General features: G+C 71.0%; 18 protein-coding genes and 2 riboswitches. Of the genes, 6 read left to right on the top strand and 12 right to left on the bottom strand.

The genetic code is table 11. The features are described from left to right. From RT323_RS09800 to RT323_RS09830, 7 genes are all read right to left on the bottom strand, one after another. On the bottom strand, positions 1–653 hold a 653-nt coding region (locus tag RT323_RS09800), incomplete at its 3' end, for a hypothetical protein (RefSeq protein WP_313407672.1). Next, positions 650–1,465, bottom strand: coding sequence for an ECF transporter S component (locus RT323_RS09805; protein WP_313407675.1), 816 nt, complete (start codon positions 1,463–1,465; stop codon positions 650–652). The genes RT323_RS09805 and RT323_RS09800, both read right to left, overlap by 4 nt. After that, positions 1,462–3,063: an ATP-binding cassette domain-containing protein gene (locus RT323_RS09810; protein WP_313407678.1), complete on the bottom strand. Its 1,602-nt coding sequence runs from the start codon at positions 3,061–3,063 to the stop codon at positions 1,462–1,464. The genes RT323_RS09805 and RT323_RS09810 overlap by 4 nt, the downstream gene beginning before the upstream one ends. After that, complete coding sequence (locus RT323_RS09815; RefSeq protein WP_313407681.1) at positions 3,060–4,199, bottom strand: energy-coupling factor transporter transmembrane component T; 1,140 nt, start codon at positions 4,197–4,199, stop codon at positions 3,060–3,062. The genes RT323_RS09810 and RT323_RS09815 overlap by 4 nt, the downstream gene beginning before the upstream one ends. A gap of 80 nt (positions 4,200–4,279) precedes the next feature. Then, positions 4,280–4,415, bottom strand: a riboswitch (cobalamin riboswitch). 8 nt (positions 4,416–4,423) lie between these two features. After that, the gene (locus RT323_RS09820; RefSeq protein ID WP_313407684.1) at positions 4,424–5,266 is read right to left on the bottom strand and encodes a hypothetical protein; all 843 of its coding nucleotides are present in this window, start codon (positions 5,264–5,266) and stop codon (positions 4,424–4,426) included. Beyond that, positions 5,263–6,798 (bottom strand): prenyltransferase/squalene oxidase repeat-containing protein, encoded by a 1,536-nt coding sequence (locus RT323_RS09825; RefSeq protein ID WP_313407686.1) that lies wholly within the window; start codon positions 6,796–6,798, stop codon positions 5,263–5,265. The genes RT323_RS09820 and RT323_RS09825 overlap by 4 nt, the downstream gene beginning before the upstream one ends. Before the next feature lie 79 nt (positions 6,799–6,877). Then, a riboswitch (cobalamin riboswitch) is annotated at positions 6,878–7,018 on the bottom strand. 101 nt (positions 7,019–7,119) lie between these two features. Next, positions 7,120–7,896: an endo alpha-1,4 polygalactosaminidase gene (locus RT323_RS09830; RefSeq protein WP_313407688.1), complete on the bottom strand. Its 777-nt coding sequence runs from the start codon at positions 7,894–7,896 to the stop codon at positions 7,120–7,122. A 92-nt stretch (positions 7,897–7,988) separates the two neighbouring features. Between RT323_RS09830 and RT323_RS09835 the strand changes: the two genes are divergently transcribed. Continuing rightward, positions 7,989–9,881, top strand: coding sequence for an acyl-CoA dehydrogenase (locus RT323_RS09835; RefSeq protein ID WP_313407690.1), 1,893 nt, complete (start codon positions 7,989–7,991; stop codon positions 9,879–9,881). A gap of 126 nt (positions 9,882–10,007) precedes the next feature. After that, positions 10,008–10,769 (top strand): hypothetical protein, encoded by a 762-nt coding sequence (locus RT323_RS09840; RefSeq protein WP_313407692.1) that lies wholly within the window; start codon positions 10,008–10,010, stop codon positions 10,767–10,769. 114 nt (positions 10,770–10,883) lie between these two features. On the opposite strand, the gene RT323_RS09845 is transcribed toward RT323_RS09840, so the two are convergent. Further along, entirely contained in the window at positions 10,884–11,375 is a 492-nt protein-coding gene (locus tag RT323_RS09845) for a MarR family transcriptional regulator (RefSeq protein ID WP_313407694.1), read from the bottom strand. 152 nt (positions 11,376–11,527) lie between these two features. Here RT323_RS09845 and RT323_RS09850 point away from each other — a divergent pair, with 152 nt between their 5' ends. From RT323_RS09850 to RT323_RS09865, 4 genes are read left to right on the top strand one after another with little or no spacing between them, the layout of a single operon-like run. Beyond that, positions 11,528–12,553 (top strand): iron-siderophore ABC transporter substrate-binding protein, encoded by a 1,026-nt coding sequence (locus RT323_RS09850; protein ID WP_313407696.1) that lies wholly within the window; start codon positions 11,528–11,530, stop codon positions 12,551–12,553. After that, complete coding sequence (locus RT323_RS09855) at positions 12,550–13,581, top strand: iron ABC transporter permease (RefSeq protein ID WP_313407699.1); 1,032 nt, start codon at positions 12,550–12,552, stop codon at positions 13,579–13,581. Before RT323_RS09850 ends, RT323_RS09855 begins: the two co-directional genes overlap by 4 nt. After that, positions 13,578–14,615, top strand: coding sequence for an iron chelate uptake ABC transporter family permease subunit (locus RT323_RS09860; protein ID WP_313407702.1), 1,038 nt, complete (start codon positions 13,578–13,580; stop codon positions 14,613–14,615). The genes RT323_RS09855 and RT323_RS09860 overlap by 4 nt, the downstream gene beginning before the upstream one ends. Then, the gene (locus tag RT323_RS09865; protein ID WP_313407705.1) at positions 14,612–15,424 is read left to right on the top strand and encodes an ABC transporter ATP-binding protein; all 813 of its coding nucleotides are present in this window, start codon (positions 14,612–14,614) and stop codon (positions 15,422–15,424) included. Before RT323_RS09860 ends, RT323_RS09865 begins: the two co-directional genes overlap by 4 nt. Positions 15,425–15,473: 49 nt before the next feature. Here RT323_RS09865 and RT323_RS09870 read toward each other — a convergent pair whose 3' ends face one another. The 4 genes from RT323_RS09870 to RT323_RS09885 all read right to left on the bottom strand — a co-directional run bounded on the left by RT323_RS09870 (position 15,474) and on the right by RT323_RS09885 (position 22,335). Continuing rightward, entirely contained in the window at positions 15,474–18,638 is a 3,165-nt protein-coding gene (locus RT323_RS09870; RefSeq protein ID WP_313407708.1) for a M14 family metallopeptidase, read from the bottom strand. Between the two features lie 301 nt (positions 18,639–18,939). Beyond that, positions 18,940–19,761 carry a 1,4-dihydroxy-2-naphthoyl-CoA synthase gene (gene menB / locus RT323_RS09875; protein WP_313407710.1) on the bottom strand — a complete coding sequence of 274 codons (822 nt, stop codon included), beginning with the start codon at positions 19,759–19,761 and terminating at the stop codon, positions 18,940–18,942. A 52-nt stretch (positions 19,762–19,813) separates the two neighbouring features. After that, positions 19,814–21,250 carry an NAD(P)/FAD-dependent oxidoreductase gene (locus RT323_RS09880; protein ID WP_313407711.1) on the bottom strand — a complete coding sequence of 479 codons (1,437 nt, stop codon included), beginning with the start codon at positions 21,248–21,250 and terminating at the stop codon, positions 19,814–19,816. 68 nt (positions 21,251–21,318) lie between these two features. Further along, entirely contained in the window at positions 21,319–22,335 is a 1,017-nt protein-coding gene (locus RT323_RS09885; protein WP_313407713.1) for a hypothetical protein, read from the bottom strand. Positions 22,336–22,375 lie beyond the last annotated feature (40 nt).

Below are 22,375 nucleotides of genomic sequence, written 5' to 3' on the forward strand. Positions count from 1 at the left end.
CGGCGGCGACGCGCGACGACGAAGGCGGCGACGGCCACCAGCAGCGCGGCGACGACGGCGATCGGCAGCGCGACGGCCGCGAACGAGGAGCCGTCCTGGTCGTCCTCCTCGTGACCGGCGCCGTGGCCCTCGTCGGACTCCTCCTCGTGGCCGGGGACGACCGCGTCGGCGCGCGTCTGCGCGTCGGCCGACGCGGCGACCTCGACGTTCTCGCCGCCGTCCATGGGGTGGTACTTCAGCGCGACGAAGTCACCCTCGGCCAGCTCGTACTCCTGCAGTCCGACCGACGCGTAGCCCCAGTCCTGGCCCTCCTTGGCCACCATGAAGGCCCAGTAGCCGGGCCCGTCCAGCGCGTTGCCGCACTTCTCCTGCTCGGGCGTCGGCACGCCCTCGATCCGGCAGACCATCGGCATCGCGGCGCTCGACTCCTCCGTCTCGATCCCGGCGTCGGTCAGCGCCTGCAGGCCGGTCTTGCCGACCGAGTGCTGGGCGCACACGACGCGGTCGTCACCGTCGAGGGTGCCGAACTCCAGCACCACCGGGACGTCCTCGGCCGATTCGCAGGTCTCGTGTGCCGTGGCCGTGCCCGGCAGGGCGATGACGCTCGCCGACAGCAGGGTCACCGCGGCGAGGCGGGCGAGGAGGGACTTCATGCAGACTCCTTGGAGAGGTAGCGGGCGCGCCGGGCGGCGCGCCTCAACGTGGTGAGAACCGCGGGCCCGAGGAACACGACCAGCAGGACGTTGGTGATCGCCCGACCGAGGTCCCACCCCCAGAACGACGTCAGCAGCGTGAAGACGAGGAACCGCTGGAGGTTGTCGAGGACGGGGTCGCCCGGCACCATCGCGAGCGAGTCCTCGGCACCGGGGATCGCGATGCCCAGGGTGAACGGCCACGACGACAGGTTCATCAGCAACCCGTACGCGAACGCCGCGACGACCGTGTAGACCGCCAGCATCGCGATCTCGGACCGGCCCGTGGGCCGGCGCGGCAGCAGCCCCGCACCCATGCCCACCCACGCGGCACACAGCATCTGGAACGGCAGCCACGGACCCACGCCGGACGTCAGCAGCGCGGAGGCGAACAGGCTGGTCGCCCCGAGCACGAAGCCGAACCCCGCCCCGAAGACCCGGCCGCCGAGGATCAGAAGGAAGAAGATCGGCTCGACGCCCGCGACGCCGGCCCCGAGCGGCCGGACCGCGGCGTTGATCGCGCTGAGCACGCCGAGCATCGCGAGCGCCTTCGAGTCCAGGCCACCTTCGGAGAGCTCCGCGATGACGACCAGGACGACGACGGGCATGAGCGCCATGAAGATGAACGGCTGGTCGACGCGCGTCTCGCCGGCGGCCGGGGAGAAGATCAACGGCCAGAGCAGCATGAGCAGGCCCGCGACGCTCGCGGCTGCGAGGACCAACGCGGACCGCAGCGTGATCGGGACGGCCGAGCCCGGACGCGGCGCCGTCATCGGACGACCTCTGACGGCAGTGCCGCGGCGACCTCGTCGACGGTGAGCCACGCACCGCCGAGCACCTTGGAGACCTGGGGCGCGAAGGCCGGCGACTCGGCCAGCACCGTGTGGACGGGACCTGAGGAGACGACCTCGCCCTCGGACATCACGACGACCGTGTCGGCGACCGCTGCCACGAACTCCACGTCGTGGCTGGATACGACAACGCCCCGGCCCTGTGCCGCGAGGTCGTGCAGGATCGTCGCCAAGGCGGCCTTGCCGGGATAGTCGAGACCGCGGGTGGGCTCGTCGAGCGCGACCACCGCGGGCTGAGCGGTGAGCACGATCGCGAGGACGAGCGCGAGCTTCTGGCCCTCGGACAGGTCACGCGGGTGACGGTGCCCGGGGATGCCGGGGGCGAGGCGGTCGAGCAGAGCGCGGCACGACCCGGGGTCGACCCCCGACTGGTCGTCCGCGGCGGCGCACTCGCGGTCGACGGTCTCGAGGTAGAGCAGGTCCGAGGACGTCTGGGGCACGAGTCCGACCAGCATCCGCGCCTCGGCCGGGCGCACGTCGCCCGGGTCGACGCCGTCGACGTCGACCACTCCCGCCACGCGTCGGCCTGTCCCCTGGACGGCCCACAGCAACGAGCTCTTGCCCGAGCCGTTGCGGCCCATGAGTGCCACGACCTCGCCGCGCCCCACCTGCAGGTCGACCTCGTCGACGGCCGTGAACCGCCCGTACTGCACGGTGATGCCGCGGGCCTGCAGCGCCGGGGGTCGCTCGAGCGGGACCGGCGCCGGCGGCGGCGCCAGTCGCGACGCCAACGGCCGGACCCGTCGTCGCGCCTCACGGACCGAGAGCGGCAACGGATCCCAGCCGGCAAGCCGGCCCAGGTGGACGAGCGGCGGGGCCACGGGCGAGTCGACCAGCAGGTCGGCGGTCTCGCCGATGCGGACACGACCGTCCTCGACCAGCGCGAGGCGGTCCGCGAAGGGCACCACCCGCTCCATCCGGTGCTCGGCCACGACCACCGTCAGCGCGAGGTCGTCGACGAGGCGCGCGATCGTCGCGAGGACGTCCTCGGCCGCGGTGGGGTCCAGGGCGGAGGTGGGCTCGTCGAGAACGAGGACGCGGGGGTGCATCGTCAGGACCGCGCCGATCGCCACCCGCTGCTGCTGGCCTCCGGACAGCGACCGCACCGAGCGACGGCGCAGGTCGGCGATGCCGAGCAGGTCGAGCGTCTCCTCGACGCGTCGCCGCATCGCCTGCGGCTCGAGGCCGAGGTGCTCCATGCCGTAGGCGAGCTCCTCCTCGACCACGTCGGTCACGAACCCGGCGGCCGGGTCCTGGGCGACGTAGCCGACCAGGTGCGCCAGCTCGCGCGGGGGCGTGCCCAGGATCGAGGCCCCGTCGACGTGGATGTCGCCGCCGAGGGTGCCGCCGGTGAAGTGGGGAACCAGGCCGTTGAGCATGCCCAGCAGTGTGGACTTGCCCGAGCCCGTGCGGCCGGAGACGAGGACGAGCTCGCCCTCGTCGACCTCGAACGAGACGTCGCGCAGCGTGGGGGCCTGCGAGCCGTCGTACCAGAACGAGACGTCGTCGAACCGGATCACGCGTCCTCCCCCACCTGGTCGTGCGCGGACGGGGCCTGGGGAGCGACGAAGACCGGCAGGATCGCGACGGCCACGACCACGAGGGACAGGACGCTCAGCGGCGGCCAGCCCGGGACGTCGGGGTAGATCACGGCGACCTGCTCGGTCGACAGCACCTTGAGCCCCACCGCCACGGCGAGCCCGGATCCCGCGGTCAGGTACTCCGCCGCGCGCCACCGCACGGGCCGGTAGCGCGTGCGCTGCACCCGCCGTCCGGCCGACCGCAGCGCCAGCACCGCGAAGACGAGGCCCAACCCGAGCATGGGGTACGACAGGATCCTCGGGGCGGTGCCGTCGAGGTACCCGTAGGTGCCCACGCTCAGGCCGAACAGGCCCACCAGCATGAGGACGCCGGTGACGAACCGGTCACGTGGGGACGCCGTTCCGCTGCGCCCGTACCCGCGGGCGTCCATCCCGGCGGCCAGGGTCATCGATCGGTCGAGCGCGTCCTCCAGGACGGGGATGACGATGCGGTGCATCGCGCCCGTCCCGCGGCTGGCGTCGCCGCGCAGCTTGCGGGCCCGGTTGACGCGCCGGACGCTCTCGGCCAGCTGGGGGAAGACCGAGACCGCGACGACGAGGGCGGCGCCGACCTCGTACAGCGCCGGCGGCGCCGACGCGAGCAGCCGCTTCGGGTTGGCCAGCGAGTTGGCCGCACCGATGCAGATGACCAGGGCAGCCAGGCGCATCCCGTCGTAGAGGCCCACCAGGACCTCGTTGAGGGTGACGTCCCCGAGCAGCTGGACGCCGCGCGCCACCTCGGGCAGCGGAATCTCGGGCAGGTGCAGCAGGACCGGGTCGTCGGGCGCCGATCCCCCACCGAGCAGCACGCGGAAGACGACCCGCATGACGACGATGAGCAGGCCGAAGTACAGGTAGTACCGGAACGACAGCGCCCACGGGGCGTCACCGCGGCACGCGGCGACGACCAGCGCCGCGACCGCGACCATGAGCAGCAGCAGGAACGGGTTGAGCGTGAAGGAGGCGCCGGCCGCGAGACCGAGCGCCCACAGCCACCAGGCCCCGGGATGCAGCTCGCGGCGGGGACGCCCGGCGACCACCGGACGCGTGGGGGCGGGGTCGACGACGGCGGTCATCCGGTCCTCCCCTTCCCGGCGGCGACACGGGGGCGAGGTCGCCGAGGGGCGATCGCCCACCTGTCGTTGCGCGACAACATGCGGTGGTGGCGGTCCGGCGCGGGTTCCCGGCTCACCACGACCGGGAGGCGTGGCTGACGGTTGCGGCACAGCACCGGATTCGCACCGGTTTCCCCTGGGCCGGACGTGGGTCCAACGTCGCGAGTCTACCTTTCACCCGGTGCTCAGGCGCCGCGGCGCCGACGCCACACGATCGCACCGGCCGATCCCAGGACCAGCAGCACGAGGAGGCCGGCGAAGCCCGCCGCCGGACTGAGGCCTCCGGAGCCCTGCGCCGCGCTGGGATCGGGATCCGCGGACGTGGCAGGCTCGCCGGCGGCGACGGCATCGTCGCCGGTGGGCGGCGCGGTCACCGAGGGCGTCGCCGTGGGCGTGGTGGTGGACGCACTGGCGCTGGGCGTCGGCACCTCGGACGACGCGGCAGCCGACGGGACCTCGACGGGCGCGGACGTGGCCCGCGTCGTGGGCGCCGGCGAGTCCTTCTTCTTGACCTTCTTCGGCTTCTTGGGTGGGGTCGACCCGCTCGAGTCGCCGCCCGGCGACGCGGTGGGAGTCGCGACCGGCGCAGGGACGGACGGGAACGTCTTCGACGAGGACCTCTGGAACACGAAGGCGACCGCGCCGCCCTTCGGCACGCGCAGGGAGCTGACCCCGAGACTGGCATAGGACCACGTCCCGGAGCTGCCATCGGACCAGAACAGCGCCCAGTACGCATCGGCCGGCGATGCCTCGGTGCAGGGGTCGTCGGACGGCTGTCCGTCGACGCGGCACACGAACCCGCCGGATCGACTGGCGAAGGTCAACGAGTGGCCGGCGTCGGCGAAGTTCGTGGTGGCACGTTCGCCGGTGCCACCGTCGGCGTCACACCTGACGCCGCTGTTGACGACCACGGTGACGCCGGTCCCGGGCGAGCAGGCCGCCGCGTGGGCAGGAGCGGCCACAGCGACGACGCCGGCGGCGGCCCCGAGCAGGACCGCCGCCAGCATGCGGAAGGAACGAAGGATCACTTCACGACCCGGAAGGTCTTCACACCCTTGCGGTTCGCGTACATGCCGCGGACCACGACCTTGGCCTTGCCCAGCTTGGTCCCGACGCGGAACGTGCGGACGAGGTTGCCGTTCCTGTTGGCCTTGCCGGTCCTGACGAGCTTGCCGCGGAAGCGGACCTGCACGGGCTCGCCCGCGGCGAAGCCGCGCACGACGACTCGCTGGACCTTCTTGCGCTTGACGTTCTTCTTCATCTTGGGGCTCAGCCTCTTGGCGCCCAGCACGCTCACCGTCTTGACGCCGACCTTGCGTCCGGTCGCATCGGTGATGGTGACCGTCCGCTTCGCGGTGCCCTTGGGCAGGCGGACGGCGAAGGTGGCGCGCCCGTTGGCCTGGACGAGGGCGGTCGCGGTGGAGCCACCCGAGACGGCCGCCTTGGCGCTCCAGCCCGGCTCGAGTCCGGCGACGGCGACCTTGATGGTCCGGCCCGCGGCGCCGAACGCCGGTCCGGCGACGGCGGTCCGCGCGGGTCCTGCGAGCAGGGCGAGCGCGGGCGCCGCCTGCGCCGAGGCGCGCAGCCATGGACCGAGGTCGATGGCGTCGATGCCGAAGTTCCGACCAGCCGCCACCGCTGCCTGGTTGTAGGCGATCGCTCCGCTGTTGCCCGCCAGCTTGCCCGTCGCCGTGGCGTCCGTGAGCTGGTGCCCGGCGACCCACCGGGCCGCCTTCGTGGCCGCGGCCGACTCGCCGAGCAGGTCCAGGGCCTGGGCGGCCAGGCCCGTGGAGTTGGTGTTCGGCGTGCCGTCGCCCACGAACGAGCCGTCTGCGGCCTGGGCGGCGAGCAGGGCCGACCGCGCCTGGTCGATGTCGTCCTCGAGGCCGGCGACGCCGGAGGCCTTCGCCTCGGACAGCGCGAAGACGGCGAACGCGGTCGCGTCCACCGCGACGGTCGACGGGCACGGCTGGGCGTAGTCCTGCAGGAACCCGCCGTCGTCGCACTGCTTGGACGCGAGGAACTCGGCGGAGGCCGCCTTCTCCGCGCTGTCGGCCGCGACCAGCCCACGGGTCGCCCATGCCTGGCCGACACCGCCGTAGGTGCCTTCCGACTCGCCCGTCTCGGCCGTGGCGTCCTCGAGCTCGGCCACGAGGTCTCGCGAGCCCACGTTGCGCGGGTTCGCACCGGCTCGGATCGCCGTGTGGGTGAACTTGCCGGCGCCGCCGCTGGCGTAGCCCCACTCGGAGGGCGGGGGCGTGACGTACGAGTCGAGGTTCTCGGTGACGGTGGCCAGGATCGCCGCCCGGGTGGCGGGCGCTGCGCCGAGGTCGCTCAGCGCCTGGATCACGTCGAGGCTCAGGCCGTAGTCGGTGAAGGGGCCGAAGTTGGTCTCGTAGACGGCCAGGCCGTCGGTCAGCGACTTCTCGAGCCAGCGGACCGCGGCGGCCTCGCTGTTCGGCGCGGCCGTGGCGGTGGGCGTGACGGCGACGGCCGTCGAGAGGGCGACGGCGCCGCCGGCGATGACCGCCAGGGCGCGTCGGCGCAGGAGTGAGTTCATCGGGGGGTTCCTTCCCGCTGCACAGGACGGGAAGGGCGAGATGCGAGTCTCGGCTCCGCCCGCTGCGTTCCTCGACAGCGACAGGTCGGTTCCGCCAGGCAGGTGCTCCGGCTGGCCGACCTCGGTCGGACTCACGGTTGCGGGTCAGCGCCGGAATCTCACCGGCTTTCCCTGGGACTGCGGAAGGTGTGTGGTTGTGGCCGCAGGCTAACACTGATGGGGCCCCTCCCCCGCCGGGGGACGAGATGTGTGGAGTTCCGCACCTTTTCCGCCTCTCGAATGTGCCGAAGTCGACACATCTGGCGCGGCGGGGGCCGCGGCTCAGCAGGTCCGGTAGACGTAGCCCCGTGTGCCCCGGGGAACGACGTCGCGATCGCGCAGCAGCACCGACGTCCTGCCGCCGCCCCGCAGACGGCACGCCCGCCTGAAGGCCTTGCGGCCGTTGTCGGTGTACTCGATCTCGATCAGCTGACGGCCGTACATCCGGCGGTACCGGCGGCACTCACGGTGGACCTCGCACTCCTCCGCGACGGCGAAGTCGAAGCCGAGCCGCCGGCCGTCCAGCTCCACCGCGTTCTTCTGGGCGATGGCGAGGCCTTCGGCGTGCGCCGCCTTCACGAGCCGCCTCGCATAGGTGCGGGCATGGGACCGACCGAGCAGTCGATGCGAGCGCGTCCACGAGTCGAGGTTGTCCGGCTCGACCGCTCGGTAGCCCTTCCGCGCGCAACCGGCGAACCAGCGTCGCACGACCTTGGCCGCCGCCACCTGCTTCTTCGGCGTCCGCAGGTCCAGCAGCACCTCGTCCGGCCACCCCGCATCGCGGACGAGACGCCCCCGACCGTCGCGCAGCAGGAGTCCCGGGTGCTTCGCCCGCCACCAGCGCAAGGTGCCGGGCTGCGTCTGGAACGCGTTGACGTAACAGATCGAGTACACCCCTCGCGCCGGCCGCTCGGTCCGGTCGCGCGTCACGATGTCGACCTTCGCGGCGGGCCGGTACGCCCCGCCCAGCTGGTAGTCGGCGACGCCTCCTGCGGGTGGAGGAGTGACCGGCGAGCCCGCCAGGAGCACCGCGACGAGCAGCGAGGACAGGAACGCCATGCCTCAGGAGTACCAGCCGACGGACGCTCGGCCCACGCCGGCACCGGTCTCGTCCGCGTGTCGGCGTCGGCCCGCCGCACTACCCTGATCGCATGACTCTCGGTGACGAACTGCGGCGGGCGATCGACGGCAAGTGGCGGCACGTGCGCGAGCAGAGCCGAGCCGAGCTCTCCGAGATGGACCTGGCCTACGACATGTCCCTCAGCCTCGACGAGGCCCGCGAGCGCGTGCTGGGCCAGATGAAGCAGCTCGTCCCGACCGGCATCCCGGCGGCGGGATTCCGCGTCGAGAACGGCGGTACCGGCGACCCGGGCATGGCCGTCACCGGCATCGAGATGCTGGCCCAGTTCGACCTGTCCCTCATGGTGAAGGCCGGCGTCCAGTGGGGCCTGTTCGGCGGGGCGATCGAGAACCTCGGCACCGAGCAGCACCACGAGAGGTACATCCGACCGCTGATCGACCTCGACCTGCTCGGCTGCTTCGCGATGACCGAGACCGGCCACGGCAGCGACGTCCAGAGCCTCGAGACGACGGCCACGTTCGACCCGGCGACGGAGGAGTTCGTGATCCACTCCCCCACCCCGTCGGCGCGCAAGGACTACATCGGCGGGGCTGCCGCGCATGCCCGCGTCGCCGCGGTGTTCGCGCGCCTGGTCACGCTCGGCGAGGACCACGGCGTGCACTGCTTCGTCGTGCCCATCCGCGACGAGAACGGCGACGACCTGCCCGGCGTCACGACCAGCGACTGCGGCTACAAGGGTGGGCTGGGCGGCGTCGACAACGGGCGCATCATGTTCGACCAGGTCCGCGTCCCCCGCGAGAACCTGCTCAACCGGTACGGAAATGTCGACGAGGGTGGCGTCTACTCCTCCCCGATCGAGAGCCGCAACGCGCGCTTCTTCACGATGATCGGCACCCTCATCCGCGGCCGCGTCAGCGTCGGCGGCGCGGCCCGCGCGTCCGCCGAAGTCGCCCTCAGCATCGCGCTGCGGTATGCGCTGCAGCGCCGCCAGTTCGAGGGCGCTCCGGGCGAGGAGGTCGTCCTGCTCGACTACCGCATGCACCAGCGCCGTCTGCTACCCCTGCTGGCCGAGGCGTACGCGTTGCGGTTCGCGCACAACCAGCTCGTCGCCCGCATGCACCGCCTGCAGACCGAGGACGAGCCCGATCCGCACGCCCAGCGCGAGCTCGAGGGGCGGGCCGCCGGCCTCAAGGCCGTCCAGACCGAGTTCGCCACCCGAGCGATCCAGGAGTGCCGCGAGGCGTGCGGGGGCGCGGGCTACATGGCCGACAACCGCCTCACGACGCTGCGCGGCGACAGCGACGTCTTCACGACGTTCGAGGGCGACAACGTCGTCCTGCTGCAGATGGTCGCGAAGGAGCTGCTGACCTCGTACTCCAAGGAGGTCACGGGCCTCGACCCCGTCGGCATGGTGCGGTTCGCCGCGGGAACCGTGGCCGAGACGGTCAAGGAGCGCACGGCGGCCGCCCAGCTCATCCAGCGCCTGATCGACGCGCGCTCGAGCGACGACGACCACAACCTGCTCGACCGCGGCACGCAGCTGGAGCTGTTCGAGGACCGCGAGCAGCACGTCATCGAGACCGCCGCCCGACGCCTGCGCCGGGCCGGCAAGGACCAGGCCAAGGCGTTCGAGGTGTTCAACGCGGCGCAGGACCACGTCGTCAGGATCGGCCAGGTGCACATCGACCGGATCGTGCTCGAGGCCTTCACCGCCGGCATCGCCCGGTGCGAGGACGACGCGGCCGCCGACGTGTTGCGCGACGTCTGCTCGCTCTACGCGCTGTCGGTGATCGAGCGCGACAAGGCGTGGTTCATGGAGCACAACCGCATCAGCGACCACCGCGCGAAGGCCGTGTCACGCGAGCTCAACGACCTGCTGGACAAGCTGCGCCCGCATGCGCTGGACCTCGTCGAGGGGCTGGGCGTTCCGGAGGCGTCGCTCGGCACCTCGATGCTGACCTGAGCCACGTGGCCCATTCGTCCGCCGGATGAACGGCCGGCGAAGACTCGCTGGTTCTTTCGGGCGGTTCTCCCATGGTCATGGCAGACTGCTGCTGCCACACCCATCATTTTCGTCTCGGGGAGTCCCATGAACAGACGCTTCACCCAGGTCGCGCTTGCCGCGGCCGCCGCCATGACCATCTCGCTGGCCTCGCCGGTCTCCGCCTCGGCGGGTGAGTCGGCCTCCGCCACGCTGTCGACCGAGTCGGCCGCTTCGGCTCCGACCCGCACGCCGTCCGCGATCACGCGCAACCCGGCTGCCACGCCGTCGATCACGACCCTGCAGGTCCGCCCCGGCGTCCTGAGCACGTACGGCAGGACGACGTACCTGCGGTCCGCCGCCATCAACTACAACATCCCCGACGGGTGGAGCAGCATCCCCACCGCTCACCTGACCAAGGGTGGCCGCACCACCGGGATCAGCCTGTACGACGGCACCTATGCCAGCATCCCCACCGCGTGGGGCTCGGGCGTCTACACGATCTCCAAGGTCACGTTCCGCAAGTACGACGGGACCGCGACGTACACGGCACCGAACGCCGTCAGCTTCCGCGTCCGCCAGCCGCTGCACTACCGCGGCGGCCTCGCGATCAAGCGTCGCGGCAGCAAGCTGACGTTCAACGTCAAGAAGATCCGCTCGTACAACGGTGCCCGCTACGTGAAGGTCCAGCACAAGGTGAAGGTGCAGGTCAAGAAGGGCAAGAAGTGGAAGACCCTCAAGAACGTGAAGGTCAACAAGAAGGGCAACAAGTCCTTCTCGCTGCGTCACGGCGGTAAGCGCAAGTACCGCCTGCTCGTCCCCACGACCCTCAAGGTCCAGGGCGGCAAGACGCGCGCGATCAGGATCTGATTGCTGAACCCCTGAGCGCCGGTCCACCTTCGGGTGGGCCGGCGCTTCGCGTTGTGAGCGACGGACCTTCCGTCGGTTCCGCCCAGATATGGGCCAGACCGACACAACGTCAGGTCAGGAGCCCCAGTCGTCGCGGCGCAGGGGCGTCAGCAGCTCGTGGATCGTGCGCTGCCGCTCGGCGTCCATCGCGCCCAGGCCGAACTCGACCCCGGTGAGCGCGTCCGTCGCCTCCTCGAGCACGCGCTCGCCCGCATCAGTCAGCGAGGCGAGCGCGCGGCGGCGGTCCCGCTCGTCGACCCTGCGGTCCACCAGGCCGTCGGCCACGAGGCGGTCGATCAGGTTCGTCACGGATGTCGGGTGCACCATGAGCCGCTCACCGATCTTCGACAGCGGCAGTGAGCCCGCGGCACTGAAGGACAGCAGGCGCAACACCTCGTAGCGCGCGAAGGTGATCCCGAACGGCTTCAGCGTGGCGTCCAGGCGTGCCGACAGGATCTGGTGCACCCGCATGATCGAGGTCGCCAGGCGCATCGAGGTCGCGTCGCCGACCCGCTCCTCCCACAGCTCACCGGCACGCTCGAGCGGGTCGAAGTCCAGTCCGGGCATGGCCCCACGCTACCGGCGGCGCACCGTCCAGCACCGTGCGACGGCCCCCCGCCGTGTCTCACCTCACACCGCGCGAGCGGGGGACCCCAGGTGACGCGGACCACCATGTTGGATTAGCCTTGCCTTACTTACTCGGGCCTAACCTCCACGCCATGAAAGGCACTCCGTTGCGCCTCACTCGCATCCTCGCCGCTGCGGCCCTCGCATTCGGCCTCACCGCCTGCGCCTCCTCCGACGACGACTCGGACTCCGCCGGCTCCTCCGGCGACGGCTTCCCCGTCACCGTCGAGCATGCCTTCGGCACCACCGAGATCCCCAGCGAGCCCCAGCGCGTCGCCACGGTCGCCTGGTCGAACCAGGACACGGCGCTGGCGTTCGGCGTCGTCCCCGTGGGCATGCCCAAGGCGACCTACGGCGACGACGACACCGACGGCATCCATCCGTGGGTCAAGGACGCGATCGACGAGCTCGGCGGCGAGACCCCGGCGATGTACGACGAGACCGACGGCATCGACGCGGCCGCGGTCGCCCAGACCGAGCCCGACCTGATCCTCGCCCCGAACTCCGGCCTGACGAAGGAGGAGTACGAGACGCTCAGCAAGATCGCGCCGACCGTCGCCTACCCGGACAAGGCGTGGGGCACCACGTGGCGCCAGGCCATCGAGCTCACCGGCGAGGCCCTGGGCAAGACCGACGAGGCCGACGCCATGATCGCCGACCTCGAGAAGCAGATCGACGACGCCACCGCGGACCGCCCCGAGATCGAGGGCAAGTCGGCCGTCATGAGCTGGATCGACCCGAGCGACCTGAGCAAGGTCGGCTACTACACGGCGCACGACACGCGCGCCTCCTTCCTCAACGACCTCGGTTTTGAGACGCCCGACTTCGTCGACGCGTCGAAGGACAGCGACAAGTTCTTCCTCGAGATCAGCGCCGAGAAGGCCGACGAGCTCAACGGTGCCGACGTCTTCGTCGGCTACGGCGACGACGCGGCGCTCAAGAAGGTCCAGGCGGATCCCCTGCTGGGCAAGGTCACCGCGTTCGAGCGCGGCTCGGCCGCCCTGCTGAAGGACAACACGCCGCTCGCCGCGGCCGTGTCGCCCTCGGCCCTGTCCATCCCGTGGATGCTCGATGAGTACGTCACGCTCCTGGCCGACGCCGCGGCGAAGGTGAAGTGAGCACGACGACCGAACCGACCACGAGGGGTGCCGCACGAACGCGGCATCCCTCGTGGTGGTTGGTCGTCGCCCTCGTCGCGCTGGCGGCCTCCATCTTCCTCTCCGTCGCGTTCGGTGCGCGGGTCGTCAGCCTGAGTGACGTCTGGACCGCCCTGGCCGGCGACGGCGACGACGTCACCTCCGCGGCGATCCGCTCACGCGTGCCGCGCACCGTCCTGGCGATCCTGGTGGGTGCCGCGCTCGGCGTCGCCGGTGCGGTTCTGCAGGCGGTGACGCGCAACCCGCTGGCCGACCCGTTCATCCTGGGCATCAACTCCGGGGCGTCGCTGCTGGTCGTCATGGGCATCGCCTTCACGGGCGCGGCCACGATGCCCGAGTACATCGGCTTCGCTCTCGCCGGAGCCGCCATCGCCGCGGTCTTCGTCTACACCGTCGGGTCACTCGGCCCCGGCGGCCCGACCCCGCTGAAGCTGGCGCTCGCGGGCGCGATCATCACCGCCGCGTTCACCTCGTTGTCCAGCGCGATCCTGCTGCCACGCATCGACGTCATGCGGGTCTTCCGGTTCTGGCAGGTGGGCAGCGTGGGTCGCGCCGAGACCTCGGACACCCTGCTCGTCCTGCCGATCCTGGTGGTCGGCGGGGCGATCTGCCTGATCAGCGCCCGGTCGCTGAACATCCTCGCGCTGGGCGACGAGACGGCATCGGGACTCGGCGTCCCGGTCGTGCGGACCCGACTGATCGCCGCGAGCGGCGCCATCATCTTGTGTGGTGCCGCCACCGCGCTGGCCGGTCCGATCGGGTTCGTCGGCCTGATCGTCCCGCACCTGTGCCGATTGCTGGTCGGTGCCGACCACCGCTGGCTGCTGCCCGTCTCCGCCGTCGCCGGCGCCACCCTGCTGACCCTGGCCGACGTCGTCGGGCGCGTGCTGGGACGCCCCGGTGAGATCGACGTCGGCGTCATCACCGCCCTGATCGGCGGCCCGGTCTTCCTGTGGGTCGTCCTGCGCCGCACCGGAGGTGCCGCATGAGAGCTCCCACCCCCGCCGAGCGCGTACGCGCCACGCGCGCCCGCGGTGCCCGCCGGGCGAACGGGGCCGTCGCGGCGCTGGCCCTCACGCTGGTCGCGCTGTTCGTGGTCGCGCTGGTCGCCGGCGACCCGGTCTACTCGCTCGTCGAGGTGTGGGCCGTCCTGCGCGGTGAGATCGTGCCGGGCGCCTCGTTCATCGTCGGTGAGCTGCGGCTCCCTCGAGCGGTACTGGCGATCCTGGTGGGTGCCGCGTTCGGCCTGGCCGGGATCACGTTCCAGACGATGCTGCGCAACCCGCTCGCCAGCCCCGACATCATCGGCATCACCAACGGCGCCAACGCCGCCGCACTGTTCTCGATCGTCGTGCTGGGCGCCAGTGGCGCGGTCGTCTCGTTCGGGGCCGTCGTCGCGGGCATCGCCACCGCCGTGCTGATCTACGGCCTCGCCGCCAGCGGCAAGGCCGTCGGCACCCGGCTCATCCTCGTCGGCATCGGCATCGCCGCGATGCTGCACAGCTTCACCTCGTACCTGCTGGTCTACGCCAACGAACTCGACCTCCAGCGCGCGATGCGCTGGCTCAACGGCAGCCTCAACCTCGCTTCGTGGGACGACGTCGCGATGATCGGCGTGCCCTTCGTGGTGCTGGTCCCGATCCTGCTGCTGCTCGGTCCGCGACTGGCCCTGCTGCGCCTCGGCGAGGACCTCGCGGCCGGGCTCGGCGTGCCCGTCGAGACCACTCGTCGGCTGCTCGTGCTGGTGGCGGTCACGCTGGCCTCGTTCGCCACCGCGGCGACCGGACCGATCCTGTTCGTGGCCTTCATGGCCGGTCCCATCGCCACCCGGCTCGTCGGGCACCGTGGCTCGCTCATGCTGCCCTCTGCCCTCGTCGGGTCGACCCTGGTACTGGCGGCCGACCTGATCGGCCAGTACGCGTTCGATACCCGCTATCCCGTGGGCGTCGTCACCGGCGCGCTCGGCGCCCCGTTCCTGATCTACCTGCTGATCCGCACCCAACGCACGGGAGGCTCCCTGTGACCACCACCTTGACCACCGAGTCACTGACACTCGGCTACGGAGACCGGCCCGTCGTCACGGACCTCGACCTCGAGCTGCCCACGGGACGGATCACGACCATCGTCGGCGCGAACGCGTGCGGCAAGTCCACGCTGCTGCGCGGCATGGCGCGGCTGCTGCCGGCCACGTCGGGCCGCGTCCTGCTCGACGGCAGCGACATCCACGGCCTGCCGACGAAGCAGGTCGCCCGCCGACTGGGCCTGCTCCCGCAGTCCCCGATCGCACCCGAGGGCATCACGGTGGCCGAGCTGGTCGCCCAGGGACGCCACCCACACCGCCGGGCGTTCGCCCGCTGGACCAACGCCGAGGACGCGATCATCGCGGACGCGCTCGAGGCCACCGGCGTGATCGCCCTAGCCGACCGGGTCGTCGACGAGCTCTCCGGTGGCCAGCGCCAGCGTGTGTGGATCGCCCTCGCACTCGCCCAGCAGACCGAGGTGCTCCTGCTCGACGAGCCCACGACGTTCCTCGACGTGTGCCACCAGGTCGAGGTGCTGGACCTGCTCACGGACCTCAACCGCACGCGCGGCACGACGATCGCGATGGTGCTGCACGACCTCAACCTCGCGGCGCGGTACGCCGATCACCTCGTCGCGGTGCACCACGGGATGATCCACGCCCAGGGCTCCGCCGAGCAGGTGCTGACGCAGGACACCGTCAAGGTGGTCTTCGGCCTCGACGCGCAGGTCATGACCGACCCGACGAGCGGCCGCCCCATGATCCTGCCGCTCGGCCGTCACCACGTCCGCTCGGTGCCCGCCTCGGCCTAGGGACGACGAGGGGGCGCCGGCGCGAACGCCGACGCCCCCTGTCACCGACTCACCGCACGCGGACGGTGACCGCCTTCGCGCTGGGCCTGATCAGGCCCGAGCCGAGGTAGCTCGCGATCACCTTGCGCTGACCGCGCGCCACCGTGACGGTGACCGTCGAGCGGCCGTTCCTCAGCGTGACCACACGGGTCTTGCCGGCGACCCGGACCCGGACCCTGCCGGTGGCCTTGACCGAGCCGGCCTTGACCGCGACCGTCACGCGGACCTTGCCCTTCCCGAGCGCCTTGGCCCTGACCGCCGTCCGGGACGCCGCCTTGAACACCTTCACGGTGGTCGCCGTCGAGGTCGACCCGACGTAGCCGCTGCCCTCGGCCGGGACGAACGCCGCCGTCAGGCGACGGGTCCCCGGCTTGAGGCCCTTGACGGCCAGCGTGACCGAGCCGGTCGCGTTGAGCGTGCGGGACGCGAGGACCTTGCCGCCCTCACGCACCTCGACCGTGCCCTTCGGGGCGGAGGCGTCCGCGGCGGTCACCGTGACCGTCGCGCTCACCGCCTTCGGATACACGGCCGAGCCGCCGACCCGCAGCGACGTCGTCGTGGCGACCGGCGCCTTCACGCCCTCACCCTCGGGCGCAGCCCAGAACAGCGCGCGCGCCGCCTGGCTCTGGCCGCCCTTGGTGTGCGTGCGGTAGAACGGCGCGGTGCCGAACACGAACGCCCGGGCACCGGACTCGATCTCGCTCGAGACCGCCGCGGCCTGGCCGGCCGCGGAGCCCGGCCCGTTCGATCCGTTCGTGTCGCGCCAGTGGCCCGACAGCAGCGGATCGGCCGTGTAGGACTGCTCGACCTTCACCGACTCCGCCAGGCCCGTGAACCACGTGGCCGGGTACACGAACGCGTACTCCTGCGCGTACGGCGCGAGCACGCCGTCCGCCGCGGTGTCGACGGTGACGATGCCGTTGCCGGAGTTGTTGCCGATCACGGCGGTGCCGCCGGCGATGATGCCGAAGGTCCTGGCCGCGTTGAAGGCGTTCGCGGTGCGGCCGACGATGCTGCCGCCGGCGTCGACGAACGCCTGGACCGCCGCGCTCCCTGCCGTCGGCGAGTCGCCGAAGTTGAGCGAGCCACCGAGCCACAGCACGTCGACGCCGTCGAGGATCGACGGGTTGGCGTTGATCGACGCCGCCGTCAGTGCCCTCAGGTCGTCGAAGCCGAGCTGCGTCAGCGACAGCAGGTCGTCCTGACTGCCGGTGTAGCCAATCGTCAGATCCTCCAGTCCCTTGGTCGACTCGTCGGACAACTGGGCGATCTCGGCGGCCGTGGCCTTGTCGACGTCCACGTCGAACTCCTCGGCCGCGTCCTCCAACGCGTCCTCCGCGTCGCTCGCGGCGACGATCGCGGAGCCGTCGGCCAGGACCGACACGGCGATCTCGTCCTCCAGCAGCGCGTTCAGCGTGCGGAAGTCGTTGACTCCCGCGAGCTCGAACGTGAGGTGGGAGCCCGAGGCGACCGAGCCGTCAGCGTTGCCGGTGGTGACGCGGGTGCTGGCGGGCAGCGTGCCCTGGCCCGTCGTCCCGACGGCGTCGACGTCGACGCCCCACAGGTGGCCCCAGCTCCAGGCGGACACGTCGTACATGCTCAGGATCCCCGGCTTGTTCGAGATGTCAGAGCCGGGCGCGAGCAGCGCGTGTGCGAGGTTGCGGTTGGGCTGCGTCATGTCCACCACGTACGAGCCCGCCGGGTACGGCGTGCCGTCCAGGGTGGCCTGCGCGTCGAGGCGCCGGACCGCGATGTTGTGCATCAGCAGGCTCGAGACGAGTCGGCGGGCGTCCGAGATCGACCGCTGGCCGTCACCGACCGGGATGACGAAGGCCCGCGGGTACTGCACGGGCGTCTGGTCGTCCGAGTCGTTCCAGAGCGGCTTCCACTGGTCGGGGCCCGGAACATCGGCGATGTTCTCCTGCGTCAGCGCGACGCGCTCCGCACCGACGTTGGCCCGGCGGAAGAACTCCACCTGGTCGGCCAGCATGGCGGCGTCGTTCTGCGCCACGTAGTCGACGATGCTCTTCATCGTCTGCTCCGCGACGGCCACGTTGATCGTCGCGCTCGCGGGCGTCTGGGAGCCGTTGTTGGGACGGCCCTTCGGCAGCTCCACCGTGTTGCTCACCGCTCCCGTGAACGCGGCGTACTGCGCGGTGAAGATCGGCGGGAAGTCGTCCCAGCCGGTCGGGACGTCGCGGTAGGGGATCCGGATGTGGTCGGTGTCGTCGCTCGTGTTCTCGCTCACGACCTCATCGGTCACCACGTTGTAGTACGTGTTGCCCGGGATCTCGGCGTCGACGACGTCACGCTCCACCTTCAGGGACGCGGCGTAGGCGTGCGGGATGAACAGGTCGTACTCGTAGTCGTCACCGTGCGGCGGACCGCACGGCTCGATCTGCAGGACGCCCGTGTACCCGTGGAAGTCGGCCGCGTAGAGGGCCTGCACGGCGTGGGCGGTGCGCACGAACGAGGTCGACTCGGGCGTCGTGTTCGTGATCATGTCGCGGTTGGCGTCGAGGTTCAGCGCCGTGGGCCGCTGGCCGATCGTGCGGCCGTCGGGGTTGAGCACCACGCTGAAGTACAGACGGTGGTTCCTCAGCAGCTTGCTCACGTCCTGCCACGGTGCCGTGGCGAGCTCCTCGATGTAGTCCAGGGACGCGTCGGTGCCCTCCCACTCGTTGCCGTGGATGTTCGAGCTGATCCAGATCGGGGTCTTGTAGCCCGCCTCGAGGTCGGCGTCCGCGGCGGCCGCCTCCGGGTTCTGGCGGATCTTCTTGCGCCACGCCGTCTGCTGCGCGGTCTGCGCCTCGTCCTCCGGAGCGGTGACGGTCACGAGGTACAGCTCACGACCCTGCGTGGACTCCCCCACGATCTGGGTCGAGACGCGATTCGTGCCGCGCATGATGTCCTGCAGGCGCGGCGCGATGTCGTCGTAGCCGATCAGGTTGCCGGTGTCGGCCGCGTCGGGCTGGGCATCGGGGTAGACCTTGAGCTTGGGCTGGGTCGGGTACGACGACGGCATCGGCAACGAGCCCTCGGGCTCATCCTCCGCTGCGGCGGCGCGGGCGGCCTTCGCGGTGAGGGATCCGGTCGTCAGCGACTCGGGAACCGATCGGACGGTGGGCAGGGAGGGTGAGGGGTCTTGGGCCGTTGCCGGAACGGAGCCCAGCATGGTCGCCAGCAGTGAAACGCTCGCGGCCACCCCCAGAAAGCGGGTCGTGCGCACGGTTGAACTTCCCTTCGGGAGAACCGGCGACTCGAACACCGCCGGGGGTTGAGTGTCCCGATTGTGACGCCAGTTACCCCGGTGGGGGAAGAGCAAGTTGTGTTTACGGCCCGATCGTCACGCGAAATTGACGCGGGCAACCCTCTCGAAACGTGGGCTCGGCACCCACTGAGCGAGGTTTCCTGTCACTTCTCGAGGATCGCAACCCTCGTGAAGTGACGGCTTCCCCGGTTAACCGGGGAAACCGTCACGGCCGCCGCGGGAACCGGCTGAAGTCCGGGGTGCGCTTCTCCTTGTAGGCGTCGCGGCCCTCCTGGGCCTCGGCCTGTCCGTAGAACAGCAGGTTGGCGTCGTGCGCCAGCTGCTGGATCCCGGCGTAGCCGTCCTCGTGCGCGTGGAAGCTGAGCTTCGACAGGCGCAGCGCCCACGGCGAGAGGCGCAGCATCTCGCGGCACCACGCCACGGCCTCGGCCTCGAGGTCGGCCAGCGGCACGACCGTGTTGACCAGGCCCATCTCCATGGCCTGCTGCGCGTCGTACTGGCGGCACAGGAACCAGATCTCCTTGGCCTTCTTGGGGCCGACGAGATCGGACAGGATGCTGGCGCCGTAGCCGCCGTCGAACGAGCCGACCTTCGGTCCGACCTGGCCGAAGCGCGCGTTGTCGGCGGCGATCGTCATGTCGCAGACCAGGTGCAGGACGTGGCCGCCGCCGATCGCCCAGCCGGCGACCGCGGCGACGATCGGCTTGGGGGTGCGACGCATCTGGACGTGCAGGTCGGTGACGTCGAACCGGCCGGTGGCACCCTCGTCGGACTTGTAGCCCGAGTCGCCGCGGACGCGCTGGTCGCCGCCGGAGCAGAACGCCCGCTCACCCTCGCCGGTCAGGATGATGGCGCCGACGGACTCGTCGTCACGGGCGACGGTGAGGGCCCGCGAGATCTCGCGGATCGTCTGGGGCCGGAACGCGTTGTGGACCTCGGGGCGACAGATCGTGATCTTCGCGATGCCGTCGTCGGTGGTCTCGTAACGGATGTCGGTCCAGTCGCCGGAGGCGGTCCACTCAGTCATGGTCCTCAGACTAGAACGGCGCGCAGCACGCCCCGACGCCGGGACGTGCGCCTCAGGAGCGCGGCTCGTCGATCTCGTCGAGGGTCTGCTGGGCGACCGCCTTGCGGACCTGCGCCTTCTTCGAGATCGACTTGCGGGCGACCTTCTTGGCGGAGGACTTCTTGGCAGCCCTGCGCGACACGACCTCGGCCTCGTAGCCCACGACCACCTTCGGCTCGTGCGCGATGACGTACGGGGTCTCGCCGACGATCGCGTTGTGGCTGCGCCACAGCAGGTACTTGAGGGACAGGTTGGTCATCGTGGCGAAGCGGTTGCGGTTGCCCAGCAACAGCGCGACGTGGACCGTGACCCAGATGAACCAGGCCGGGAAGCCCTTGAGACGCGGCAGGTAGCGGACCTCGGCGATGGCGGACGCGCGGCCGATCGTGGCCATCGTGCCCTTGTCGAAGTACTTGAACGGCTTGGGCATGGCCTTGCCGGACAGGCGGGCCTCGATGACCTTCGCGACGTGCTTGCCGCCCTGGATCGCCGGCTGGCCCAGCTGGGGCAGCGGCGAGTCGGGGTTGATGGACACGTCGCCGATCGCGAAGACGTCGGGCAGGCCACGGACCTGCTGGTGCTCGTCGACCTCGATGCGACCGCCTCGGCCCTGCGGCAGGTCCCAGTGGTTCACGGCGTCGTGCGCCGCGACACCGGAGGCCCACACGACGATGCCGGCGTCCAGGAACTCCTGTTCGCCCTCGTGCTCGATGAGCACGCCATCGCGCTTGACCTCCTTCACCGCCGTCCTCAGGCGCAGGTCGATGCCGCGCTTGACCAGCTCGCCCTTGGCGTAGTCCCGCAGCTTCGGGTGGAACGGCGCCAGGACGTGCTCGCCCATCTCCACCAGGGAGATGTGGATGCGCCGCTTGTCCAGCTCGGGGTACGTCGTGGGCATGTCGAGGTTGCGCATCTCGGCCAGCGCGCCCGCGGTCTCGACACCTGTGGCGCCGCCGCCGACCACCACGACACGCAGGTCGCGGTCCTGGCCGTTGACGGCCGCGTCCTCGAGGTTGGCGAAGATCAGGTCTCGCAGGGCGAGGGCCTGCGAGCGGCGGTACAGCGGCATCGCGAACTCCTCGGCACCGGGGATGCCGAAGAAGTTGGCCGTGACGCCGTTGGCCAGCACGAGGTAGTCGTAGGTGACGGTGATGTTGCCGTCGAGCAGGACGGTCTTGGCCTCGTGGTCCATCTCGACGACGGTGCCCTTGAGGAAGCGGACGTTGTCCTGCTTGGAGCGGACGGCCCGCAGGAACCACGTGATGTCGCCGGGGTTCAGGCTGGCGGTGGCCACCTGGTAGAGCAGCGGCTGGAAGGTGTTGTAGGTGTGCCGGTCGACCAGGGTGATGTCGACGTCGGTCTTCGCGAGTTTGCGGACGAGGGCCAGTCCACCGAACCCGCCGCCGACGACGACGACGTGAGGACGGACGGTCGCGCGCGTTTCAGCCATGAATTCAAGAGTAGTGCGGAAATTTCATAGCTCCACACGACGGGTGGCCACCCACCGTGTGAGAGTCGTCATGTACGGCGGAACCACGCCTTGGCCTCGGGCTTGAGCAGCTGGACGACCACGATGATCCCGCCGACCAGCCACAGCAGCCCCAGCGGCAGGCCGATTGCGGCGGTCACGGCCATCACGATCGTCGCGACCAGCAGGGCCCACCACCCGGAGCTGCGGCCCGTCGCGGCCCACGCCGTGGCGGCCAGGCCCGCGACCGAGACCACGACCCAGACACCGAACAGCCAGGCTCCGAACGTGACCATCTGGTCGGCTGTCACACCGGCCTGGTCGAGCTGGTTCTGGAGCAGGTCGTTGCTGGAGTACTGCTCGACGACCTGGTCCCGCAACGCGAGGAGCACCACCAGCACGAGGCCCGAGAGACCTGCCCCGAGCGCCGAGCCGATGCCGGCGACGACGAGCGCCGTGGTGACCGCACGCGGTCGGCCCGTCGGCGCCTGCGCGGTGACGGGCATCGCGTGCTGGGCGTGCTGGGCCGGGTCGTAGGCCGGGGGCGCCTGGGGCGGGGCCGTGACGTCCCGGCGGTGCGGTGCGACCGGGTCCGATGTCGACGTGGGCACGGCCGGCTGGGCGCCGAGGGAGAGCGGGGTGCGTCCGTTGACGACGGCGAACCACTCGCGCGCGGGCGCCGACCAGAGCAGGTAGACGATCAGGCCCGCCAGCACGGCGGGGAGGACGCCGGCCACCCCGGAGAACACGAAGGTGACTCCCGCCAGGGCGGCGAGCACCGTCAGCCCGACACGCGACGCCTGGTGGCCCTTGGCCGCATAGAACGAGAAGACCGTGGCGGCGATGGCCCCCACCAGCAGCACCATCGCGCCCCACCGCAGCGGTGTCAGCACGGAATCGACATCAAGGTCGGCCCCTACCTGGTCGAGGCTGGTGCGCAGCGCCTCCTGCATCTCGAGCGATCCCCAGCCACGCAGGGCCTCGATGAGGGCGATCGCCGACAGGAATCCGCCCAGCCCGCCGTACACACAGCCGAGCGTGACGGACCGGGGCCGGGGCGATGACATGTCACGATCCAACCAGACTCGCCCCAGCCCCCGGCCCGCG

The organism is Aeromicrobium sp., assembly GCF_032084975.1.
Taxonomy (GTDB): Bacteria; Actinomycetota; Actinomycetes; order Propionibacteriales; family Nocardioidaceae; genus Aeromicrobium.